This is a genomic window from Oryzibacter oryziterrae, from assembly GCF_021864535.1.
Classification (GTDB): domain Bacteria; phylum Pseudomonadota; class Alphaproteobacteria; order Rhizobiales; family Pleomorphomonadaceae; genus Pleomorphomonas; species Pleomorphomonas oryziterrae.
Genome location: NZ_JAKJIC010000022.1, coordinates 1 through 21924 on the forward strand (window position 1 = coordinate 1; position 21924 = coordinate 21924).

A 21924-nucleotide genomic window follows, 5' to 3' on the forward strand; every position below is an offset into this window, starting at 1 on the left:
GCCAGCCCGACGACAGGGACATCAACCTCGGCCTGGCGACGCCCACACGGCGTCAACCCGGGTCTCATACCAAGTGGCATTGAAAATGACCTTGGTATTCCGTATTCGAATTTCTCATGCCTTTGACGCAAATGAGAAATTCGACTTGTTCTCAATGAGCCAATGCGTCAGCATTCTGGCGAACTGGTCTCAGCTGGATCGGCTGCGATTTCAGAAGATGCCCCTCTGGCCGGATCGCCCCCGACATCTCCGCCCAAGGGGATCAACGGGCTGAAATACCGGAACTTTTTCCTGGCAGAACGGCTTGTCCTTGATCCTTCCACCCGATTTTGGAACTGCCCGATGTCTTTCCCTGTGTTGCAGGCGACCTGGCAGATCGTTGTTTGGGCAAGTCTTCGCAATTGGCGTGCCAGATCCGGCAAAATTCCGTGCATCCGTGGAAATACTCTATCTATTACATACACTTGCCTTGTATTTTGCCTTTACCGTCCTTTAGGGGACCTGGGCGGTTCCTTGAACTTTCGTCGACCACGATCATTTGTGTGGATTTGCGCAACAACGATCCGCTACATTGTCGCGATGTGCGACAACCCGAAACGAAGAGAATACTTCAGGGGAGCGGCCGGAGGACGGTTATGTCGGACGGATTTGAGCGTGGCTTCGTCGGGGCTCGCCGACGCGTTGTTTCCGGGCGGGATGTCCTGCCGGAAAATCTGCCAGGGCCGATCCTGCGTTCCTGGCAGCGCTGCATCAATCAGGGGCTCGATCTGATCGGTCGCCCCAAGTCGGAACCCTTGACGGCTCGCGAGCTGTCGCGTGTCATCGAACGCAATGAGAAGCTTCGCGCAGCCGCGCGCCCCGAGCTCGACGCCTTGCAGGGCGATGCCGATACCACCGGCTGCATTGCCATCCTGACCGACGCACACGGCGTCATCCTCGATGCCGTCGGAAATCCCGAGTTCGCCGATCGCGCCGCCCGCGTTGCGCTCATGCCCGGGGTCGACTGGGCCGAGGGCACCAGCGGCACCAATGCCATTGGCACCGCACTGGCGGAAGGCGCTGCCGTCGCCGTGCAGGGTGCCCAGCATTTCTTCGAACCGCACCGCATGCTCACCTGTTCGGCGGCCCCGATCCGCTCGCCCTATGGCGACCTGATGGGCGTCATCGACATTTCCGGCAATGCGGACGTGCAGCACCTGCACGCCCTTGGCCTCGTGCGCATGGCTGTCGACCAGATCGAGCGTCGCTTCTTCTTCGACGGGACCTTCGCGCCTTATGACGTGGTCCAGATCCACCGCGATCCCGCTCTGCTCGGCACCGCGCGCGAGGGCATCCTGGTGTTCGAGGGCGAGGATCTGATCGCCGCCAACCGGCATGGCCTCCAGCTTCTCGGGCTCGACTGGTCGGACCTGAAGCTCGCCGAACGTCAGTCTCTGTTCGCCGGCAGCCTGTCGCGCCTCGCCGATCGCGGCGAGATCCGCCGGCCCGATGGCACCGTACTGTTCGGGCAGTATAACGCCGCCAAGCGCACCTCCATCCACCTCACCGGCACCGCGCCTCAGCCGCTGCAGCCGGGCCGCGAAGAGCCGATCTTCGACGCCAACACCCAGGCCGCTCTCACCCGCGCCATTCGCCTGCTGTCGTCGGATATCCCCGTGCTGATCCAGGGCGAGACCGGCGCCGGCAAGGAAGTGTTCGCCCGCGCCGCCCATGACAACGGCAGCCGCAAGCGCGAGCCTTTCATCGCCGTCAACTGCGCCGCCCTGCCCGAGTCGCTCATCGAAAGCGAGCTGTTCGGTTACGAGGACGGCGCCTTCACCGGGGCGCGCAAGGGCGGCTACAAGGGACAACTGCGCGCGGCCCATGGCGGCACGCTGTTTCTCGACGAGATCGGCGACATGCCGCTCAGCATGCAGGCGCGCCTGTTGCGCGTGTTGCAGGAGCGCGAGGTCACTCCGCTCGGCGGCACCCGGCCCGTGGCGGTCGATTTCAACCTGATCTGTGCCACCCACCGCGACCTGTCGCAGGCGGTGGAGCGCGGCGAGTTCCGGGCCGACCTCTATTTCCGCATCGCGCAATATACGATCAACCTGCCGCCCCTGCGCAATCTCGCCGATCTGCCGGCGCTGATCGAGAAGCTCTTCCTGCGTCTCGGGGCTGATGCGCAGCGCGTCACGCTTACCCGTGAGACGCTCGGCACGCTGGTCGGCTACACCTGGCCCGGCAACTTCCGGCAGCTGGTCGGCACTTTGAAGGCGCTGATCGCCCTGGCCGATCCTGGCGAGAGCCTGAAGCCCAGCGCCTTGCCCGCCTATCTCGTCAATGCCAGCGAGGAAAGCCGCAAGGCCATGCCGCCGATCGCTATGGCGCTCGACGGCGAAACGCAGCTCAACGATCTGGAGCTCAAGGCCATGCAGTCGGCTGTGGAAGCGGCCAACGGCAACATCTCGCTCGCCGCCAAGCGGCTCGGCATCCATCGCTCGACGCTCTACCGGCGGCTGTTGTCGCGTCCCGAGGATGGGAAATAGGCCGCAGCGGTCGACGCCTCAATCCCGGCCAAGGCCGGGATTGATCAAGACGTCAAAGGCATTTCAGATCCACTTTGTCTCATAGGCTGCGACCTGCTTCAGGCCGGCCATGTCGAGGATCTGCACGCGGTCCTGCTTCTCGATGCTGATCAGCCCGGCCTTCTGCAACTGGCTCAGGTTGCGGCTGACCGTCTCCAGCACCAGCCCCAGCCAGTCGGCCAGATCCGAGCGGGTCAGCGGCAGGCGGAAGCTGATCGGACCATTGCCGTTCAGGGCGCGGGAGCCGGCCAGCAACACGGCAAGGCCAACCATGCCCGAAGCCACCCGCTCAAGCGCGGTCTTGCGACCGAGCAGAACTGCGTGGGTCTGCAGGCGGTCGATGGCCAGGCGCAGCTCGTTGTTGATCCGCGCCTCGGAAAACTCGGCGTCGGGGCCGTGGACGCGGATTTCGCTGGCGGTCAGCGTTTCGGCCGCCACCTCCTGCACCGGCGACATCACCGCACCGAACAGCCGGCCAGGGCCGAGGATATCGACGATCTGACGCCGACCGTCGCGCAGCAGGCGTGACAGCATCACGGCCCCCTGAACGATCTCGAAAGTCGAGCCCACTTCTTCGCTCTGATCGAACAGACGGCTGCGGCCCGGAAGCCTTATGGCAATGCCATCGCTGTGCGGGCTGGAACGGGGCGCTCGTACCGGCAGTGTCAGGACATGGCTATAGGCATGACCCGCTGCCGACCCGGCTGATGACGCCGGTGAAGAATTCTCAAGCATGGAAGTTTCCGTGGATGCTACCGGCATGGAGAACCGGTTCGGACTTCGGACAAGCGTCACGGGTTGACCGCGGCGCACGCTACAGATTGCCTTGCCTCAAGCAATCGGCGGGCCACGTGCGGACGTCCAAGTCCTGTCGAGTGCATCCGGCGCACGAACCTCAGGTGCGAGGGCTTGCGCCAGCTGGATATTGCCGGGAAGCGGCAGAACCGCGGGGCTGCCCACAAGTCCCGGCGCCGCGGTCACAAGGCAAGCGTCGCAGATCGATGATGCGACAGCCCGGCCGCCCGGCGTCCGTGCCGAACCATTGCAGATGACCAAGCCATTGGCATCAATGGTCGATGTCGTGGCAGAGCCGACCTGCTGCGCCGCTTCGCCCAGGACGATCGGCTTGTGCGCCGCGCCCATCATTGCGGACAGGCAGAACAGGACGATGGCAAAGCCGATGCGGATATCGACGGCCTGACGCAAGGACGCAAGCAAACCCGCCGGCTCGCGGCCAGCGCCTGCCCTGCGCAAAGGCGTCCTGCTTGTCGTCATCAGCCTTCCGTTCGTCCGTCAGATTCGTGTGCAGCGCACCATAGCATCTTCAGGCTCTATTGCATGACATCATGATGTCGCAAGTGGTCTTTCGCCGCCTCTTGGTGACATTACGGAGTGGCATCCCCTGTCAGAGGGCTCTTTTCCGCGCGATTTGCACCGAAATCGCCGCGTAGCCCTGCGCAGTTTCGACAGGGTAATCCACCACCTTTGCGTGGCGGCACCCGGATGGTGCCGCCACACTGTTTCAGGCCATCAGTTGGTATGCTCGCCGTGCGCCGGAGCCTTGGCGTCGATGGCTTCCACCGCCCATTCGACGGCCACCTCGCCGGCCTTCTCGAACTTCAGCGTGCCCTTGACCTCGTCGCCCTTCTTGAGCGGCGTCTTGAGCTGCATGAACATGATGTGGAAGGAGCCCGGCTTCAGCGCCACTTCGCCGCCGGCAGGGATCTCAAGGCCATCCTTGAGCTCCTGCATCTTCATCACGTCGCCTTCCATCTTCATCTCGTGCACCTGCACCACGCCGGCAAATTCGGCGGTGCCGCCGATCAGCTTGTCGGGCTCGCTGCCGGTGTTCTTGATCACCAGGAAGCCGCCGGCCGCCTTGGCACCGTCCGGCGTCGCGCGGGTCCAGGGGTGAACCAGCACGAGGGCCCCGGCCTTGACTTCATGGGCGGCAGCCGGCGTCGCGACAGGCGCGACGGCAGTGGCAGCCAGCACCAGCGCCGAGGCGACGACGGCGGAACGGAGAATGCGGGTCATGTTGGAAAGCATGCTGAACTCCTTGTTACAGCTTGAATACGGGCCGACTGTCGGCCCGGGAAATCGGTCAGTTACGTGGATGAGGTGAGGTCGCGGGGCGACCGACACGCGTCGCCGCCCGCGCTTTGGAGCACCCGCCGATCCTGTTGAATCAACATGATCGAAAAGCGGCTGCTCAAACTCTTGAATCTGGAGCGATTTCATGTCGGCCTGACGATTCCGTCAGGTCGGAAGGCGCTCCATGGCGCGTTGAGGGGCATTCAATGCCCTACGCTGGCGATCAGAGGCTTGGCGGTCCGCGCAACGACGGCGGTGCGCCGCGCGTCAACAGCGGCAAGTCGAGACGCGCCTGGCTGAAAGCGACCGCTTCGCCCCGAACAACGGGCGTTGCGGCAACGCTGGCCTTGGGGAGATCGGCGACTGCGCCGCTCTGCAGGCAGCAGATCTGGCAGTCGTGCGAGGCGTCCATGGGCAGTGTGGCGCCGGAAGATTGCGGCGCGTCCAGCATCAGCTTGCAATAGACCGGCACGCCGTTGCCGCTCTCGGCAGCCGAGGCGGTTGCGGCGGACAGTGGCAGCAGGATCTGCAGGACGAGCGCGTAGACAGTCAGAACGCTCATCACGTTCCGCAAGACTAGCCCCCAAAGGTGCCCGGGCCGCAGCCCCGAAGTCCGCATGACTCTCTCCACTCCGGCAAAATCCTTAGCATGGGTGGCAGGATTTGCAAACGCAGGCCGGCCTACCGGATATTACGGACACAGACCAGAAACCCGTTGGGCGGCGCCCGCATTTCCCGGTGCGTTGAGAGGATTGTTCGTATTGGACTTTAGGTGCGGCTCTGTCATATAGGGGCGCCCAATCGTCATTCGGTTTCCAGCGCCGGAGTCAGCTTATGCTCAATGTGTTTCACCCGGTCGGCGACAGGCTCGAATATGCCCCCGATTGCGGTGAAACGCTTCCGAGTTCGGCGGCGCTGTGGATCGACCTCATGACGCCGACCCGCGCCGAGGAGATCGCCATCGAGCGCTTCATCGGTGCCGAGCTGCCGACCCGGGCCGAGATGGAAGAGATCGAGCTGTCGAGCCGGCTCTCCGTCGTCAACGACGTGCTCTATCTCACCGCCGTGCTGCCCTGCCGCTCGGGCGGCAACGACCCGTCGACCACCGCCGTCACTTTCGTGCTGACCGACAAGCATCTGGTCACCGTGCGCTATGACGAGCCCGGCTCGATCCCCATGGCGATCAAGAATGTCACCGACCCCGGCGCCGGCATCACCACCTCGCATGGCGCGCTGCTCACCATTCTGGAAGCGGCCATCGACCGGCTGGCCGACGTGATCGAACAGTCGGGCGCGCGCATCGAGGCGATCGCCCGTCAGGTGTTCGAGGCCGATCCGCGCGGCAACCGCTCCAAGGGCGACCGCTATACCGTGTCGCTCAAGAACATCGGCCGCGAAGGCATGCGGCTCGGCCATTTCCAGGAAAGCCTGATCAGCCTGCAGCGCCTCATCTCCTTCCTCACCGTGAAGATGGACGGCCCGCGCTACGGCAAGGAAGACGTGGCGCGACTGAAGCCGATGACGCGCGACATCACCGCGCTGGCCGACCATTGCCGCGGCCAGGAGGAGCGCATCACCTTCCTGCTCGACGCCACGCTCGGCCTGATCTCGATCCAGCAGAACGACATCATCAAGATCTTCTCGGTGTTGGCCGTGATCTTCATGCCGCCGACGCTGGTGGCCAGCATCTACGGCATGAACTTCGACATCATGCCCGAACTGCACTGGAGCCACGGCTATATCTGGGCCATCGGCGTGATGGTCCTGTCCGCCGTCGGCACCTTCAGCCTGTTCCGCTGGAAGCGCTGGCTGTAGGCCGCCTCACCGGAGCTTCCCGCTTTCGGCGAAGAACTCCTCCGGCCCGTCCACTTCCACGATCCGCTTGCGCTCGATCTTCCAGAAGCGGTTGGCCACCGCCCGCACGAAGCTGCGGTCGTGCGAGACGAACAGGCAGCTGACCTGGTGGGCCAGGAGTTCGCCTTCCAGCGCTTCCTGTCCCTCGATGTCCAGATGGTTGGTGGGCTCGTCCAGCAGGTAGAAGTTGGGGTTGGCGAGCCGCAGGATCAGCATGCCGAGCCGCGCCTTCTGCCCGCCCGACAGGCGGCCTATCGGCTTGCCCTGCATGTCCACGGCGATACCGGCACCAGCCAGCAGCGCCCGCGCCCGCTGATCGCCGCCATCGAAACGGCGTGTCACCGCCTCCATGGGCGTATCGGCGTCGCGAAGGTTTGCCAGCGCCTGATCGGCATGGCCGAGCACCAGCGACGGCGTCGCCTTGATGCCCCCGACGAGCGCGTCCGGCCGGTCGATTGCCGCCTTGACCATGCCCATCAGCCGCGACTTGCCGACGCCGTTGGCCCCGAGCAGCACGATGCGGTCGTCCTGGGCGATGTAGAGCTTGCCGGTGCGCAGCAGCAGTTGCCCGTCGGGCGTCGTCACCTCGGTATTGTCGAGCGTCACCAGCACCTTGGCGTGGGTGCCGCGGTTGGCGAGGCGGATGGCGCCGGCCGAGCGTTCGAGATGCGCCGGCTTGGCCGCGCCTTCCAGACGTTCGGCCCGTTCCTTCAGCTGCTTGGTCTTGACCACCAGGAGATCGCTGCCGGAGTTGATGCCGATATTGTTGAGCTTGGCGGCCTGCCGGCGCAGCTGGTCTGCCGTCTTCATGTCGCGCTCGTAGCGGCGGGCGTCGGCCGCGTCCGTCTCGGCGAGCGCCGCACGCGCCGCCGAATAGCTCAGCGCAAAATCCTGCGACTGCTCGGGGCGCAGGAACAGCGTGCGATTGGTCACCGCATCGAGAAAGGCGCGGTCGTGGCTCGCCATGATCACCGGCACGTCGCGCGGCAGGCCGTTCAGCCAATCTTCCAGCAGCGCGATCTTGCCGAGGTCCAGGTGGTTGGTCGGTTCGTCGAGGATCAACAGGTCCGGGTCGCGCACCCAGACGCGGGCCAGCAGCGCGATGCGTTGCCAGCCGCCGCTCAGCGCCCGCATCGGCCGCTCGCGCATCTCCTCGGGCACCTCGAGCTGTTCCAGCACCACGTCGGCGCGCCAGGCGTCGGTCTCCGCCTCGTCCGCCGGCAGCGCGTCGAGCACGGCGTCGCGGAAGGAGAGGCCGAGCAACGGCTCCGGCACGTTCTGCTCCACATAGCCGACGGTCAGCCCGCGCGCCCGGGTGATCTCGCCGGCGGTCGGGTCGAAAGTTCCGGCGATGCAGCGGAACAGCGTCGATTTCCCCCGCCCGTTGGCAGCGACAACGCCGATGCGGTCGCCGGCGTTGACGGCAAGATTGAGCCCGGAAAACAGCGGCTGCGACAGGGTGACGCCGAGATTGCGGATATTGATGAAAGCCATTTGTCGTCTCTGGTCAGATCCGCAAGACGCAACATCGCGGGCGCTCGGCCTTCGTCGATGCGGGCGTCAGCTGCGGTGCATGGGAAATGGCGATACCGCAGACAGCCTGAAGGCTTGGGCACCGCGAGCCACAAAGGGCAGACCAGGAAGATCCAGCTTGAAGAATTCCGCTTCCGGTCAGCCCTGCAAACGCATCTGCAGGGCCTGGACGGGACCACGTTGCCGGTTGAACCGGAAGAAATTATTGCTCACGTGACCCTCCTTTCTTCTTCGAACAATGGATCGTTCATACAGGCAAAAGCAGGCTCTGGCAACTCGACAGGACCAGACGCCAAGAGCTATAGACTCTCAAAACAACACAAACGTGAGAGACAACGCCTGTTGTCTCTCACGCAATGAACTCAAATTGCCTTGTCCATCAAACCGGCAGCATAGTGAGAATCAAGATCCGGCTCGAACCAAGGACAGCAACGGTTCAAGCGCATATATTGCCGATCGGCGCCCAGCGGCCGGCTGAATGATCCTAAGAATCCCGGCATCTACCAGAAGGCGAACAAATCTGTGCGCCGTCGGCTGCGGAATGCCGGAGGTTGTCGTGAAGCGGCTGTTTAGAAAAACCGGGTGGGTGAACATGAAATCCAGTGCAGTTGTGCACCACTGAGAGGCAAGTATTGACCTGAACTTCTCCTTGAGTTCCTGGTACAAACTCCGAATTTCCTCCGCCTGCTTGAGGTTGGACTTTGCTTGCGCCTCAATCGCGCGCAGGAAGAAGACGATCCACTCCGTCCATTCGTCATGCGCTGATGCATTGCGCATTCGATCGATGTATTCATCCTTATGCTCTTCCAGATAGCCCGACATATAGAAATAAGGCTCGGAAATGGCCCCGCTCTGCCATAGCAACAATGGAATGAGCATCCGGCCAATGCGGCCGTTTCCGTCCTTGAAGGGATGCAAGGCCTCAAACTCGATGTGCGCAAGTGCCGTACGAATAAGTGTCTCGACGGTGTCATCGTTGATGTAGGCAATCCAGCTGTCCAAGCCGTCCTGCAGTTTCTCGGGCGAGATCGGAACGAAAAGCACCTTTCGCCGATTGCGATCGACAAGAAAGTTCTGTTCGGTCTTGAACTCTCCAGGCGCGAGACGGGCTCCACGACCGAAGCGGAGAAGCTCCTGATGCGCGGCCCGTACAAGCCAAAGCGAAACAGGTGCCCCTGCCCGAATACTACTTTGGGCGGCTCGTATTGCCCGCGAATACAGAAACACCTCAATTGTATCGAGACGATGTTCCGTTGCAGAAAACTCGTTGTCTTCTGTATGCTCGGCTTCCAGACGCAGCACCTCGTCAAGGGTACTTACGGTTCCTTCCATGCGAGACGAAATCACGGCTTCCTGATTTCTTACGGGAGCCAACAAAATCTCAGCATTGTGCATGCCCTTCAGCATCTGGTCATATCGAGCCAACGCTGACGCGGCTTGGGCCAGCGGCTTCATGAGCTGACCGAAGTTCAGATTGCTGGGTGGAAAGCGGTCATAGTGATAGTCGACCGCGTCGCTCAGGTCTGGCTCGACAACCGTTATGGACATCGCGCTTGTCTCTCAATGAGAACGCCCAATGAGAGTCAAAGGGCTTTACCTTCAATATGTGAGAGACAAAGGTGCTTGTCTATCAAAAAACAAAAAATATGAAACTCAAGCTCCGCCACGGTCCCCCTCTCCCACAAAGCTGAACCCCGGCGCATATGCGTGCCAGCCGTCAAAGTCGCCCTTGCCGAGCGGGACGCCGGCGGCGCGGGCGATGGCGTAGGTCATGGAGAGGTGGAAGAAGAAGTTCGGCAAGGCATAGCGGGCGATGAAGTCCGTGGCCGCCAGAACCACCTCCGCCTCGCCGGCCCGATCCCGGCAGACATGCGCTTCCTTGCCGGCCAACTCAGACGGTGCCACGCCTTCGAGCCTGTGACGGGCCTCACGCGCTGCCTGGATCAAACCAGACAGCCCCTCGCCCATCTCGATCGGTGCGCCGCAAGCCGGCACCAGCGGCGCGAAGGCACGTTGGGAAAAGCCAATGGCGCAGCGTGCCTGGGTCTCCAGATCGAACATGCCCGGTGCCAAACTGCGCCTGATGAGCACCTGCCGATCCTCACCGGTCAGAGATCCATGCGCATCCAAACAGCTGAGCATGTGCTCAAGCCGCTGAAGATAATGGATAAAGACCGGAACGGTGGTTTCGTGGAAAATGGGCATGCGGCACTCCTGTCCGTTCAGGCTGACATGAGGTGCTGTCGAAGGCTGTCAGGAGAAGTCAGGCCATAGGCGAGTTATCGCGCCCGTCGTCTCGTGTGGGGGCACAAAGCCGTGGATCGACACAAGCGCCTCGCTCTCGTCGCTGCGGAGCACGTCAATGCTGCTGCAAACCCCTCTCCCTGTCCCTCCCCCGCAAGGGGGGAGGGGACGCGGTTGAGACCGAGAGGCTCACTGGATTTCCATCGCCCCGATCAGGACAGGGCAACCCGCACACGAATTTGCAATGACGACACTGTCATCGTTCCCTCCCCCCTTGCGGGGGAGGGACAGGGAGAGGGGTAAACGCCGTCCCCATGCCTATGACCTGAAATTGTCTGGCGCCCGTTCAGCCTTCCTGCGACGGAGGCTGCCCTGTCGAGCACAGCCTCCCACAGGGGATGAAGACCCCGTCACGACAACCGATGCCACCGGCGCGCATTTCGCTCGAAGCGGCGAAAGCCTCCTGAGGCCTCAGCCGCCGAGCTTCACTTTCTGCCGGCCTTTCTCGTCGAAGTTCGCCGGGTCCAGCCAGCGCTCGAAGCGCGCCTTGCGGTCGGGCCATTCGCTGTCGAGAATGGAGAACCAGGCGGTGTCGCGATTGCGGCCGCGATTGATGGCGGCCTGGCGGAAGGTGCCTTCGTAGGTGAAGCCGAAGCGTTCCGCAGCCCGCATGGACGGCGCGTTGAGGGCGTTGCACTTCCACTCGTAACGGCGATAGCCAAGTTCGTCGAACACGCGCCTCATCATCAGATACATGGCCTCGGTGGCCATCACCGTCTTCTGAAGCAGCGGCGACCAGGCGATCCAGCCCACCTCGATCACGCCGCCGGGCGGGTCGATGCGCAGGTAGCTGCAGCTACCTACGGCCTTGCCGGTCGCCTTGTCGATCACCGCATGAAACAGCGGGTCTTCCGAAGCTTCCGACGCGGCAACCCATTTCTCGTAATCGGCCAGCGACGCATAGGGGCCGGAGGTGAGATAGGCCCACATGTTGCCGGTGAGGTCGGTGATGTTGGCGGCATGCAGGTCGGCTGCATGCGCAATTGTCAGCGGCACCACATCGCAGGTGCGCCCGATCATGGGGGTGCGCGGCGGGCGCGGGCGCGGCGTCCAGTTCTCGACGATCGGCCCGACCGGATTGCCGTTTTGATCGTGATCGATGGATGTACCGGACATGCGCTTTCCCCCTTATTTCTTCACCTCGAGCCGGGCTCGTGCGTCCGCATCGCGCCCCAGCGCCTCAAAGACCTTGGTCACGATGCCGCGCGAGTCCAGACCGGCGCGGGCATACATGGTCTCCGGCTTGTCGTGATCCATGTAGCTGTCGGGCAGCACCAGCGAGCGGAAGCGGAAGCCCTTGTCGAAGCGTCCCATGTCGAGCAGCGCCTGCGTCACCTGGCTGCCGAAGCCGCCGATGGAGCCCTCCTCCACCGTCACCATCACCTCGTGGCCGTGGGCAAGGCGGCGCACCAGATCGACGTCGAGCGGCTTGGCGAAGCGCGCGTCGGCCACGGTGGTCGAGAGGCCATAGGTCTCAAGCTCGTCAGCCGCCTTCAGCGCCTCGGCGAGGCGCGTGCCGAAGGAGAGGATCGCCACCTTGGTGCCTTCGCGCAGCACCCGGCCGCGGCCAATCCCCAGAACCGAACCACGCGCAGGCAGTTCCACGCCCATGCCGTCGCCGCGCGGATAGCGGAAGGCGATCGGGCCGTCGTCATATGCGGCGGCGGTGGTCACCATGTGGCGCAGTTCCGCCTCGTCGCCGGCGGCCATCACCACCATGTTGGGCAGGCAGCTCAGATAGGCCACGTCGAAGGAGCCGGCATGGGTCGCCCCATCGGCGCCCACCAGACCGGCGCGGTCGATGGGCAGGCGCACCGGCAGCTTCTGGATCGCCACATCATGCACCACCTGGTCATAGGCGCGCTGCAGGAAGGTGGAGTAGATGGCGCAGAAGGGCTTCAGCCCCTCTGTTGCCATGCCCGCGGCGAAGGTCACCGCATGCTGTTCGGCAATGCCCACGTCAAAGCAGCGGTCGGGATAGGCGTTCGCGAAGATGTCGAGCCCGGTGCCCGCCGGCATCGCGGCGTTGACGGCGACGATGCGTTCGTCGCGCGAGGCCTCATCCACCAGCGTTTCGGCGAAGACGCGCGTATAGCTCGGGGCGTTGGACTTGGGCTTGACCTGGGTGCCCGTCACCACGTCGAAGCGGTTGACGCCGTGATACTTGTCCGGCGCCGCCTCGGCCGGCGGATAGCCCTTGCCCTTCTTGGTCACCACATGCACGAGCACCGGGCCGTCGCTGTCGCGCACATTGCGCAGCACCGGCAACAGATGATCGAGGTTATGACCGTCGATGGGGCCGACGTAGTAGAAGCCCAGCTCCTCGAACAGCGTGCCGCCGGTCCAGAAGCCGCGCGCATATTCCTCGGCGCGCTGCGCCTTCCGGGCGAGACCCTTGGGCAGGTTCTTGGCCAGCTGCTTCATCGCCTCGCGGATGGACAGATAGGTCGGCCCGGACACGAGGCGCGCCAGATAGGCGCTCATGGCCCCCACCGGCGTGGCGATGGACATGTCGTTGTCGTTGAGGATGACCACGAGGCGCGTGTCCATTGCCCCGGCGTTGTTCATCGCCTCATAAGCCATGCCGGCGCTCATGGCGCCATCGCCGATCACCGCCACCACGTGATTGTCGCGCATGGCAATGTCGCGCGCCACCGCCATGCCGAGGCCGGCGGAGATGGACGTGGAGGAATGACCGGCGCCGAAGGGGTCGTATTCGCTTTCCGAGCGCTTGGTGAAGCCCGAGAGACCACCGCCCTGGCGCAGCGTGCGCATGGCCTCGCGACGACCGGTGAGGATCTTGTGCGGATAGGCCTGATGGCCCACATCCCAGATCAACCGGTCCTGCGGCGTGTCGAAGACGGTGTGCAGCGCGATGGTCAGTTCGACCACACCCAGCCCGGCGCCGAGATGGCCGCCGGTGACCGAGACGGCGTCGATCATCTCGATCCGCACCTCTTCGGCCAACTGGCGCAACTCGGCCGGCGACAGCACCTTCAGGTCAGCTGGCGAAGCGATGGTGTCTAGCAGCGGGGTGACCGGACGACTCAATGCAAAACAACCCACAAAAAGAACATTCGAGTGTCCTATCAGGTGATGCCCTTATCTTCAATTCAGAAGGACGGCGGAAGCAAGGCAATGCGGTGAATGGCGTAGGCGCGTTTTGTCCCTGTTTCCGCTTGATTGAATTCGCTCAGCGCCACCGCACCGGAGCGTGGGCGCGCGCGACCGCTCATTGGTAGTCCAGGAGATCGGCAAAGGCCCGCGCCGCGCCATTGAGAGGACCATTGTCGGCGCTGCCGGCATGCGCCACCACCAGCTCCCAGCAGATGGGCGGCTCGGTGATGCCGGCCAGCGAGATCTTCGCCCCCCGCGTCTCGGCGATCGCCTCGGGCAGCAGCGCGATCCCCAGCCCTTCCGCCACCAGATCGACCAGCGTTTCGAGGTCGGTCACCTCGAAGGCGGTGCGTCTGTGTATGCCCGCCAGGGCAAAGGCGAGATCCACCAGCGGGCGCGTGCCCCAGCCACGATCGAAATCGACGAAGGCATGGCGGGCGAGGTCGCGTAGCCTCAGCCCCGCGCGCCCGGCGAGTTCATGGCCGGGCGGCGTCACCACCACCAGATCCTCGCAGGCCACCACACGCGTCACGATGTCATCAGGCGGATCGAGGAGCGGCAGGAAGGCGAGGTCGAGCCGACCCGAGCGCAACTGTTCGATCAGGCTGGCCGCATCGCCCTGGCGCAGGCGCACCTCGATGCCGGGATTGGCGGCGTGATAGCGGGCGATCAGCGCCGGCAGGTCGAGGAAGTTGGGCAGGCTGTGCGCCGTGCCGATGGCGATCGCCCCGGTGGTCAGGCCTTCCACGTCGCTGACCGCCTGCCGGCCCGCCTGGATCACCTGCAACGCCTCGCGTGCCTTCTCCAGGAACACATGCCCGGCCGGCGTCAGCTGCACCGAGCGGGTGCTGCGCACGAAGAGGCGCGATTGCAGCTCATCCTCGAGCGAGCGCACCGAACTCGACAGCGCCGACTGGGCGATGTTGAGCCGCTGCGAGGCGCGGGTGAAGTGCTTCTCCTCGGCCACGGCGACGAAATGCTGGAGGTGACGCAGTTCCATGTTCGCACCAATTCATCTGCAATGCATATAATTCCTATCTCTATATTCTGCTGGACGCATAAACAAGCAAGAGGCATAGTCGCGCCAAAGGGAACGGGCGCTTGCCCGGGCCGACAGTTGTCATGGGAGTCTCGCGATGGAAAACTTCACCTATTACAATCCGACCCGGATCCTCTTCGGTCGCGGTCAGGAGAATGGCGTCGGCGCGGAAGTTGCCAAATACTCCCGCCGCATCCTCCTGCATTTCGGTGGCGGTTCCATCAAGGCGTCCGGCCTCTATGACCGGGTCGTCGCGTCACTGGCCGACGCGGGCGTCGACTGGGTGGAGCTCGGCGGCGTGCTGCCCAACCCGCGCCTTGGTCTGGTGCTGGAAGGCGCGCGCCTGTGCCGCGAACATCACCTCGACTTCATCCTGGCGGTCGGCGGCGGATCGGTGATCGACTCGGCCAAGGCCATCGCCATGGCGGCTGTCGACGACGGCGACGTCTGGGACTTCTTCGCCGGCAAGCGCGACGTCACGCGCGCCCTGCCCGTCGCCACCATCCTGACCATTCCCGCCGCCGGCAGCGAGTCCTCCACCGCCTCGGTGATTACCAAGGAAGACGGCTGGGTCAAGCGCGGCTACAATCACGAACTGCTCTACCCGAAATTCTCCATCCTCAATCCCGAGCTCTGCTTCACCCTGCCCGCCTTCCAGGTGGCTTGCGGCGCGGCCGATATCATGAGCCATCTGATGGAGCGCTATTTCACCAACGTCCGCAACGTCGCCTTCATGGACCGCATGCTCGAGGCGACCATGAAGACGGTGATCGCGCAGGCGCCCAAGGTTCTCGCCAACCCAACCGATTACGACGCCTGGTCGGAGCTGATGTGGGCCGGCACCGTGGCGCACAACAACCTGCTCGACACCGGCCGCATCGGCGACTGGGGCTCGCATGACATCGAGCACGAGATCTCCGGCATCTACGACGTCGCCCATGGCGCCGGCCTTGCCGTGGTGTTCCCGGCCTGGATGAAGCATGTGCTCCACAATGATCTCGACCGCTTCGTGCAGTGGGCCGTCCGCGTATGGAACGTGGAACTCAACGTCTACGACCGCGAAGGCACCGCCCGCGCCGGCATCGCGGCCCTCGAAGCCTTCTTCCACCGCATCGGCCTTGCCACCACGCTCACCACGCTCGGCGTCGGCACCGACCGCATCGACGAGATGGCCGACAAGTGCACCGAGGGCGACAGCCGCATCATCGGCAACTTCGTGCGCCTCGATACCGCCCAGGTGAAGACCATCCTCAAACTGGCGGCGTGATCCCCCTCTGCGATACGCGCCGAATGGCGGCAAAGTCATTTTGCCGCCATTGGCTTATGGGCCTGCCGGATGACTTGCCTTTTTGCAGTTGACCGCCATATGCTGATAGCATTGCTATCACAGGAGTGTTCCGTGGTCGGCAGCCTGCATGTTCGCAATCTCGATGAGGATTTGATCGCCAAGTTGAAACGGCGAGCGGCCAGACATGGCCGGTCGGCGGAAGCCGAACACAGGGCTATCCTCAAGCTGGCCCTCGAAACGGAGTCCGAGCCCTCCTTCGACGATCTTGCCGCCGCGCTGCGGCAACTTACCGTCGGTCGCAAGCAGACCCCCGCGGAGGTCTTGCAGCGTCAGGGGCGGGATGAACGTTGAAGGAAACTCTGGTCATCGACGCCAGCGTCGCGATAAAATGGCTGATTACCGAAGACGGCAGCGAAGATGCAGTCCGCCTGCGTTCGGCTTTTGCTTTTGTGGCTCCGGAACCCATTCTTGCGGAATGCACCAATATTCTGTGGAAGAAAGTGCAGCGGCAAGAACTTGAACTGGATGAGGCAAAGCTCGCATCCGCATTGCTTGCGCGTGCCGGAATTGGTCTTTGTTCCCTGCAAGGACTTTCGACAACGACACTCGATCTCGCCGTGAATCTTGGGCACCCGGCCTATGACTGTGTCTATCTTGCCCTCGCTACCCGTGAGAGATGCCGTTTCGTCACTGCAGATCGGCGCCTTCTGTCTGCCGTCTCACAAAGAGCTCCAATCGAACTTGCCGAACTTTGCCTGTCACTTGAAGATGCCGGACGTCTGGTTCCCTGAGGGATTGACGAGCGCTCCGGATTAGAGCGCTTTCCGACCTGACGGAATCGTCAGGTCGACAAGAAATCGCTCCAAATTCAAGAGTGTGAGCAGCCCCGCAAGATCAGAAGGTCGAGAGATCATGACCGACAGTTCCATCACCGCCGCAGAACTTATCGCTCGCCTGGATCTCGCACCGCATCACGAAGGCGGCTGGTTCCGCCGCACCTGGACCGCGCCCGCCCCCGAGGGCCAGCGCCCGCCGGCCTCCGCCGTCCATTATCTGCTCGAAGCCCACGAAATCAGCCGCTGGCACCGCATCGACGCTGACGAACTCTGGCTCTGGCAAGGCGGTGCGCCGCTTGAGCTGTCGCTCGCCCCCGGCGACAGCGGCCCGGTGACATCAGCCGAACTCGGCCCGCTCTCGCCGCAGGTCCTCGTCCCCGCCCACCACTGGCAGACCGCCCGTCCCCTCGGCGGCTGGACCCTCGTCTCCTGCGTCGTCTCCCCCGCCTTCGACTTTGCGGGGTGGGAGCTGGCGGAGGATGGGTGGGTGCCGGGTTAATCAGGCGCTGCGCGCGGCACCGCTGGACCGAGACTGCCGCGAGCTGCCAGAAGCCCCCACCGCCGTGCAGTCGACATCGGAGGCTCGGTCGAGCAACGTCCAGAGTCCGAGAAAATAGCAGTTAGCGCTCTATATTTATGGTTGCATCTTGAGTAAAAATTTTTATTTTCTTGCCCTGTTGATCATTGGCGTAGCACCAAGGGGATGGTGCTCCGTCGGATCTCGTCTCCGTCAGCTGGAATCCCGCTGACCACAAGGGTCCCATCATGAACCAGATGTTCGATCTACGCACCAACGGCAACATCATCAGTGGATCGGCAAAGAATGATGTTCTGGTCGGCTCGAAATACAACGACATCATCTACGGAAAGGCTGGATATGACGAGCTTTACGGTCAGTTCGGAAATGACGTGCTGATCGGAGGAGCAAGCGGCAAAGATGACAGTGGCGTGGTCGGAGACTATTTGAACGGCGGTCCCGGCACCGACACCGCCAGCTATGTTTCCTCATCCCTTGCCGTGACCGTCGATCTCAACGATTATTCGAAGAACTCCGGCGGCGACGCAGCGGGCGACATTCTCGACAGCATCGAGAACCTGACGGGCTCCCAGAAGGGGGACAGCCTTTACGGTACCGCTTACAGCAACTTCCTCTCCGGCCTCGCCGGCAACGACAAGCTCTTTGGCCGCGAGGGCAACGACTATCTCTCCGTCGGCACGGGTATCGATACGGCGAGTGGTGGCCCGGGCCTCGACATCGTCTCCTACCAGGATGTAGTCGGCCCTGTGACCGTCAACCTCGCCAACGCCGCCGCCAACACCGGCGAGGCCAAGAACGACACCTTCATCTCCATCGAAGGCGTGCGCGGGTCGGTCGGCAATGACACGCTGATCGGCGACAGCGGTGACAACATCCTGCAGGGCTATCGCGGCAACGACAAGCTGAGCGGCGGCGCCGGCGACGACACGCTGCGCGGCGACAGCGGGCGGGACACGCTGACCGGCGGCACCGGCAAGGACAAGTTCGTGTTCGACAGCAACACCGGCGGCGCCGACAAGATCACCGATTTTGCCAGCAGCGTCGACAAGATCGTCTTCACCGTGTCCAAGTTCACGGGCAGCACCTGGGTCAAGGGCACAGCGCTGACCGAGACCGGCGCCTTCGTCAAGAGCGGCTCCCCGTCGCCCGCCAAGGCCGTCACCACCGTGCTCTACGACACCGACAACGGCGTGGTCTCCATCGACATCGACGGCACCGGCCCCCTGCCCCGCCACGATCTGGTCGCCCTGCAACTGGTCGACGGCGCCGCCCCAGCCCTGGTGGCGACAGACTTCGCACTGAACTGACGGGGAGCAGGCAAGGCGGCGCCGGGCTGGTGATCGGCCCGGTGCTCGCCGCTTGGCGAAGCCCGTCTTCGAATTGCCCTCGATCACCGCGGCAACACAAAGCCACAGGAAGGGGCGCATCGCAAAAGCTTCATCGGGCCAATCCGGACTCGCTGAGGCCCTCGCTCCGCAAGGTCCTGTGCTCCGTCGGCCACGACTTCCCAAGCCTCATACCAATTCGCCAGAATGCTGACGCATCGGCTCATTGAGAACAATTCGAATTTCTCATTTACGTCAAAAGCATTAGAAACTCGAATACGGAATACCAAGAGTCATTTTCAATGCCACTTGGTATCACTCGTCCAGCGGCTCCACTCCCGCCGCCTTGCCATCCGCGCCGACGCGGATCTTTTCCACCTTGGCTTCGGCGGCCTTCAGCAGCTTGTCGCAATGGGCACGCAGCGCGTCGCCGCGTTCGTAGATGGTGATGCTTTCCTCAAGCGGAACCGAGCCCTGTTCGAGCCGGCCGACAATACCTTCAAGCTCCTTCAGAGCCTGTTCGAAGGTCAGATCCTTGACACCGGGGGCAGCGGCCATGCTTGAGGTCCTTGAACTTGAGAGTCCGATTCATCTCACGAAATGATTCAAGGCAATGATAGCGGTTCTGAGGCCGCCCCGCCTATCCCCTTGAGAAAAGTTTGGCGTGCCGGGCAGGAGGATGCGCTCGGCCCGCACCGCATGTCCTGAAATGAAAAGGGAGATTCAACCACTTCACAGGCTGAATCAGCCAAGTGAAGAGATGCTGAATATCCCTTTATTTTCTTAAGGATAGAGGCGGGACTTGGACCAGCTTCCCATGCCGTCCGGCTCAAAGCGAATGCGGTCGTGCAGGCGGAACATGCCGTCCTTCCAGAACTCGATCGACTGCGGCGCCACGCGGAAGCCGGACCAGTAGTCGGGCCGGGGGATCTCGCTGATGCCGAACTTGAGTCCATATTCGGCCACCGCCTTCTCAAGTGCAAAGCGGCTTTCAAGCGGGCGCGACTGCTTGGACGCCCAGGCACCGATGCGGCTGCCGCGATCGCGCGAGGCGTAATAGGCGTCCGCCTCTTCCTTGGCTACCGGTGTCACCGTGCCGCGAACACGCACCTGCCGCTTGAGGCTCTTCCAATGGAACAGCAGCGCCGCCTTGCCGGAGGCGAGGATCTCCTGGCCCTTCTGGCTTTCGAAGTTGGTGTAGAAGACGAAGCCTCTGGGGTCATAGGCCTTGAGCAGCACCATCCGGGCGTTGGGCAGGCCGTCGGGGTCCACCGTTGCCACCGTCATGGCGTTGGGGTCGTTGGGCTCGCTGCGCTCGGCGTCCTTGAGCCAGGCGGCAAACAACTTGTAGGGCTCGGACTCCTGGGTGAAGTCGGCTTCGGTCTCGGACATGGCGTCTCGTTCTCCGGCCGGTGCCCCGGCCCCATCTCGGACCGGCACCGTTTGGCTGCTGGATATATCCCCGCCGAGCGCGGGCACAAAGGTACGGTTGGGCCAAAAGGAAAAAAATTGGAAGGAATCGTCCGGGCGTATATGCCTTGTCTGGAACGGATGGTGACCGATCATTACATTAGCGACATAACGGTGACATTGGCGCCGGCCGCACCGAAGGGCCACGCGACGAAAGCGTGACATTCTGGCCGCCGCGTAACAGGACGAATTTGAGAGGATTTGAAGCTCATGCGCGACCCCTATGACGTGCTTGGCGTGCCCAAAAGCGCGGACGAGGCCGCCATCAAAAAGGCCTATCGCAAGCTTGCCAAGCAGTATCATCCGGATACCAACAAGGCCGATCCCAAGTCCAAGGAGAAGTTCGCCGAGGTCAATCAGGCCTATGAAATCGTTGGAGATTCCGCCAAGCGCAAGCAGTTTGACGCCGGCGAGATCGGGGCCGACGGCAAGCCTCGCTTCACCGGTTTCGAGGGCTTTGGCGCCGGTGCAGGCCCACGCGGCGGCTTCCGTCAGGCCGGTGGCGGGCGCGCCACCGATGATATTCTGCACGACATCTTCGGCGACGCCTTCTCGGGATTTGCCGCAGGTGGCGGCACCCGCGGTCGCCAGCGCGGATCCGAGAGCAATTTCAATGGCTTCCAGAATGCCGCCGGCGCGGCCGCCAAGGGGGCGGACGTCATGGTCACCGCCCGGGTGAAGCTTGAGGATATCGTCGGTTCGGGCAAGGTCCGGGTTACCCTGCCCTCCGGTAAATCCTTGGACGCAAAGATACCCTTGGGATTCGAGCCCGGTCAGCAGCTGCGCCTCAAGGGCCAGGGCAGCGACGGAACGCCGCCGGGCGACGCCATCGCCATCCTCATCTACGAAAGTCATCCCCTGTTCCGTCCGGACGGTTATAATCTGCGCCTGGACCTGCCCGTCACGCTCGACGAAGCCGTGCTTGGCGCAAAGGTCCGCGTACCGACGCTGGAAGGAGCCGTGGACATGACCATTCCCGCCGGAATCACAGGTGCACGCGCCTTTCGCCTGCGTGGCAAGGGCTTGCCGGACAAGACCGGTACGCGCGGCGATCTCTACGTCACCGCACGTGTCGTGCTGCCGGACAGCAATGACGCCGGGCTCGAGCAGCTCATGCACCGCTGGCGGGAGATGCGGCCCTACAGCGTGCGCGGCCCGGAATTTGGCTGATGGCCTCGCTGCCGCCCCTGCCCGTTCCACCGGCGCGTGGCCTGAGGCCCGCGCGCTTTCTTGGCGCGCTGGCCGTCATGCTCAACGTCGTTGGTCTGGCTGGGCGGCGGTTTGATCTCGTCAACAGCGACACGCTGGTCGCAACCTTGCTGTTCGCCTTGGCGTTGTCGCTGGTTGCCCTCGGGCTGGCGGCCTTGGGTATGCGCGACATCTGGCGCGACGGGCGACCGGGAGCACAGCATGTCATTCCATCCATCTTTTTGATTTTATTGTCTTTTTTACCGTTCTTTGCGATCATTTCGGCCTATGCGCTGACGCCGGCTCTGGACCGGGTGGCAACCGATCCCACCCTGTTTGCGGACATGGAGACGCCGGCCGTGACGCCGCTCGGAGCCCTGACCTCCCGTCTGCTGGTGCCGGCCAGCCAGACCGACAGCGTGCAGGCAGCCGCCTATCCCGACGTTGTGCCGCAAGCCGTTGATCTCTCGACGGTCGAGGCCTTCGCCGTCGCAAAGGCGGCGGTGGATCAGCTCGGCTGGAAAGTGATCGCAACCACCGAGCCGGCGACGGAGGGGGCCGCCGGGACGATCACCGCAGAGGCCCGATCGCTGGCCTTGGGCTTGCCGAGCAAGCTGCGCATCCGGATTGGTTCCGGCGAAACCGCAACGCGCCTCGACATCGCATCGGCCTCGACCTATCCGATGCCGGACCTCGGCGAAAATGCGCGCAATATCAATCTCTTCCTTGATGCCTACGCGTCTGTGTCACGCCGGTCTGCCCCGCCTTGAG

The 21924-nt window shown here is 63.3% G+C and carries 21 protein-coding genes; 9 read left to right on the forward strand and 12 right to left on the reverse strand.

Going from position 1 to position 21924, the window contains the following annotated elements:
* The first annotated feature begins 635 nt into the window (after window positions 1–635).
* Window positions 636–2528, forward strand: coding sequence for a sigma-54-dependent Fis family transcriptional regulator (locus tag L2I41_RS18355; RefSeq protein WP_237155034.1), 1893 nt, complete (start codon window positions 636–638; stop codon window positions 2526–2528).
* Between the two features lie 63 nt (window positions 2529–2591).
* On the opposite strand, the gene L2I41_RS18360 is transcribed toward L2I41_RS18355, so the two are convergent.
* The 4 genes from L2I41_RS18360 to L2I41_RS18375 form a co-directional block, all read right to left on the reverse strand.
* On the reverse strand, window positions 2592–3302 hold the full coding sequence (locus tag L2I41_RS18360; protein WP_237155035.1) for a helix-turn-helix domain-containing protein: 711 nt from the start codon (window positions 3300–3302) through the stop codon (window positions 2592–2594).
* A 96-nt stretch (window positions 3303–3398) separates the two neighbouring features.
* Window positions 3399–3842, reverse strand: coding sequence for a hypothetical protein (locus tag L2I41_RS18365; RefSeq protein WP_237155036.1), 444 nt, complete (start codon window positions 3840–3842; stop codon window positions 3399–3401).
* A 255-nt stretch (window positions 3843–4097) separates the two neighbouring features.
* The gene (locus L2I41_RS18370) at window positions 4098–4616 is read right to left on the reverse strand and encodes a copper chaperone PCu(A)C (protein WP_237155037.1); all 519 of its coding nucleotides are present in this window, start codon (window positions 4614–4616) and stop codon (window positions 4098–4100) included.
* 268 nt (window positions 4617–4884) lie between these two features.
* On the reverse strand, window positions 4885–5223 hold the full coding sequence (locus tag L2I41_RS18375; RefSeq protein WP_237155038.1) for a DUF2946 family protein: 339 nt from the start codon (window positions 5221–5223) through the stop codon (window positions 4885–4887).
* A 272-nt stretch (window positions 5224–5495) separates the two neighbouring features.
* Here L2I41_RS18375 and L2I41_RS18380 point away from each other — a divergent pair, with 272 nt between their 5' ends.
* On the forward strand, window positions 5496–6476 hold the full coding sequence (locus L2I41_RS18380; protein ID WP_237155039.1) for a magnesium transporter CorA family protein: 981 nt from the start codon (window positions 5496–5498) through the stop codon (window positions 6474–6476).
* A gap of 6 nt (window positions 6477–6482) precedes the next feature.
* Here L2I41_RS18380 and L2I41_RS18385 read toward each other — a convergent pair whose 3' ends face one another.
* The 6 genes from L2I41_RS18385 to L2I41_RS18410 form a co-directional block, all read right to left on the reverse strand.
* Window positions 6483–8009, reverse strand: coding sequence for an ABC-F family ATP-binding cassette domain-containing protein (locus L2I41_RS18385; RefSeq protein WP_237155040.1), 1527 nt, complete (start codon window positions 8007–8009; stop codon window positions 6483–6485).
* Between the two features lie 441 nt (window positions 8010–8450).
* The gene (locus L2I41_RS18390) at window positions 8451–9596 is read right to left on the reverse strand and encodes a Fic family protein (RefSeq protein WP_237155041.1); all 1146 of its coding nucleotides are present in this window, start codon (window positions 9594–9596) and stop codon (window positions 8451–8453) included.
* A 105-nt stretch (window positions 9597–9701) separates the two neighbouring features.
* Window positions 9702–10253, reverse strand: coding sequence for a DUF1993 family protein (locus tag L2I41_RS18395; RefSeq protein ID WP_237155042.1), 552 nt, complete (start codon window positions 10251–10253; stop codon window positions 9702–9704).
* A 510-nt stretch (window positions 10254–10763) separates the two neighbouring features.
* Entirely contained in the window at window positions 10764–11468 is a 705-nt protein-coding gene (locus tag L2I41_RS18400; RefSeq protein ID WP_237155043.1) for a GNAT family N-acetyltransferase, read from the reverse strand.
* 12 nt (window positions 11469–11480) lie between these two features.
* A complete protein-coding gene (gene dxs, locus L2I41_RS18405; RefSeq protein WP_237155044.1) occupies window positions 11481–13403 on the reverse strand; it encodes a 1-deoxy-D-xylulose-5-phosphate synthase in 1923 nt (640 codons plus the stop codon).
* Between the two features lie 181 nt (window positions 13404–13584).
* Window positions 13585–14469, reverse strand: coding sequence for a LysR family transcriptional regulator (locus L2I41_RS18410; protein ID WP_237155045.1), 885 nt, complete (start codon window positions 14467–14469; stop codon window positions 13585–13587).
* 136 nt (window positions 14470–14605) lie between these two features.
* Between L2I41_RS18410 and L2I41_RS18415 the strand changes: the two genes are divergently transcribed.
* The 5 genes from L2I41_RS18415 to L2I41_RS18435 all read left to right on the forward strand — a co-directional run bounded on the left by L2I41_RS18415 (window position 14606) and on the right by L2I41_RS18435 (window position 18477).
* On the forward strand, window positions 14606–15775 hold the full coding sequence (locus L2I41_RS18415) for an iron-containing alcohol dehydrogenase (protein WP_237155046.1): 1170 nt from the start codon (window positions 14606–14608) through the stop codon (window positions 15773–15775).
* Window positions 15776–15907: 132 nt separating this feature from the next.
* Window positions 15908–16147 (forward strand): FitA-like ribbon-helix-helix domain-containing protein, encoded by a 240-nt coding sequence (locus L2I41_RS18420; protein WP_237155047.1) that lies wholly within the window; start codon window positions 15908–15910, stop codon window positions 16145–16147.
* Window positions 16144–16587, forward strand: coding sequence for a type II toxin-antitoxin system VapC family toxin (locus L2I41_RS18425; RefSeq protein ID WP_237155048.1), 444 nt, complete (start codon window positions 16144–16146; stop codon window positions 16585–16587). Before L2I41_RS18420 ends, L2I41_RS18425 begins: the two co-directional genes overlap by 4 nt.
* Window positions 16588–16708: 121 nt before the next feature.
* On the forward strand, window positions 16709–17131 hold the full coding sequence (locus tag L2I41_RS18430) for a cupin domain-containing protein (protein WP_237155049.1): 423 nt from the start codon (window positions 16709–16711) through the stop codon (window positions 17129–17131).
* Window positions 17132–17397: 266 nt separating this feature from the next.
* Window positions 17398–18477 (forward strand): calcium-binding protein, encoded by a 1080-nt coding sequence (locus tag L2I41_RS18435; RefSeq protein WP_237155050.1) that lies wholly within the window; start codon window positions 17398–17400, stop codon window positions 18475–18477.
* A gap of 333 nt (window positions 18478–18810) precedes the next feature.
* Here L2I41_RS18435 and L2I41_RS18440 read toward each other — a convergent pair whose 3' ends face one another.
* Together L2I41_RS18440 and pdxH are read right to left on the reverse strand one after the other, a co-directional pair.
* Window positions 18811–19053 carry an exodeoxyribonuclease VII small subunit gene (locus tag L2I41_RS18440; protein ID WP_237155051.1) on the reverse strand — a complete coding sequence of 81 codons (243 nt, stop codon included), beginning with the start codon at window positions 19051–19053 and terminating at the stop codon, window positions 18811–18813.
* Between the two features lie 225 nt (window positions 19054–19278).
* Window positions 19279–19887 carry a pyridoxamine 5'-phosphate oxidase gene (gene pdxH / locus L2I41_RS18445; RefSeq protein WP_237155052.1) on the reverse strand — a complete coding sequence of 203 codons (609 nt, stop codon included), beginning with the start codon at window positions 19885–19887 and terminating at the stop codon, window positions 19279–19281.
* A 288-nt stretch (window positions 19888–20175) separates the two neighbouring features.
* On the opposite strand from pdxH, the gene L2I41_RS18450 reads away from it, so the two are divergent.
* The gene (locus L2I41_RS18450) at window positions 20176–21135 is read left to right on the forward strand and encodes a DnaJ C-terminal domain-containing protein (protein ID WP_237155053.1); all 960 of its coding nucleotides are present in this window, start codon (window positions 20176–20178) and stop codon (window positions 21133–21135) included.
* Window positions 21135–21923, forward strand: a complete 789-nt coding sequence (locus L2I41_RS18455) for a DUF1499 domain-containing protein (protein ID WP_237155054.1) — start codon at window positions 21135–21137, stop codon at window positions 21921–21923. The genes L2I41_RS18450 and L2I41_RS18455 overlap by 1 nt, the downstream gene beginning before the upstream one ends.
* Window position 21924: the final 1 nt, after the last annotated feature.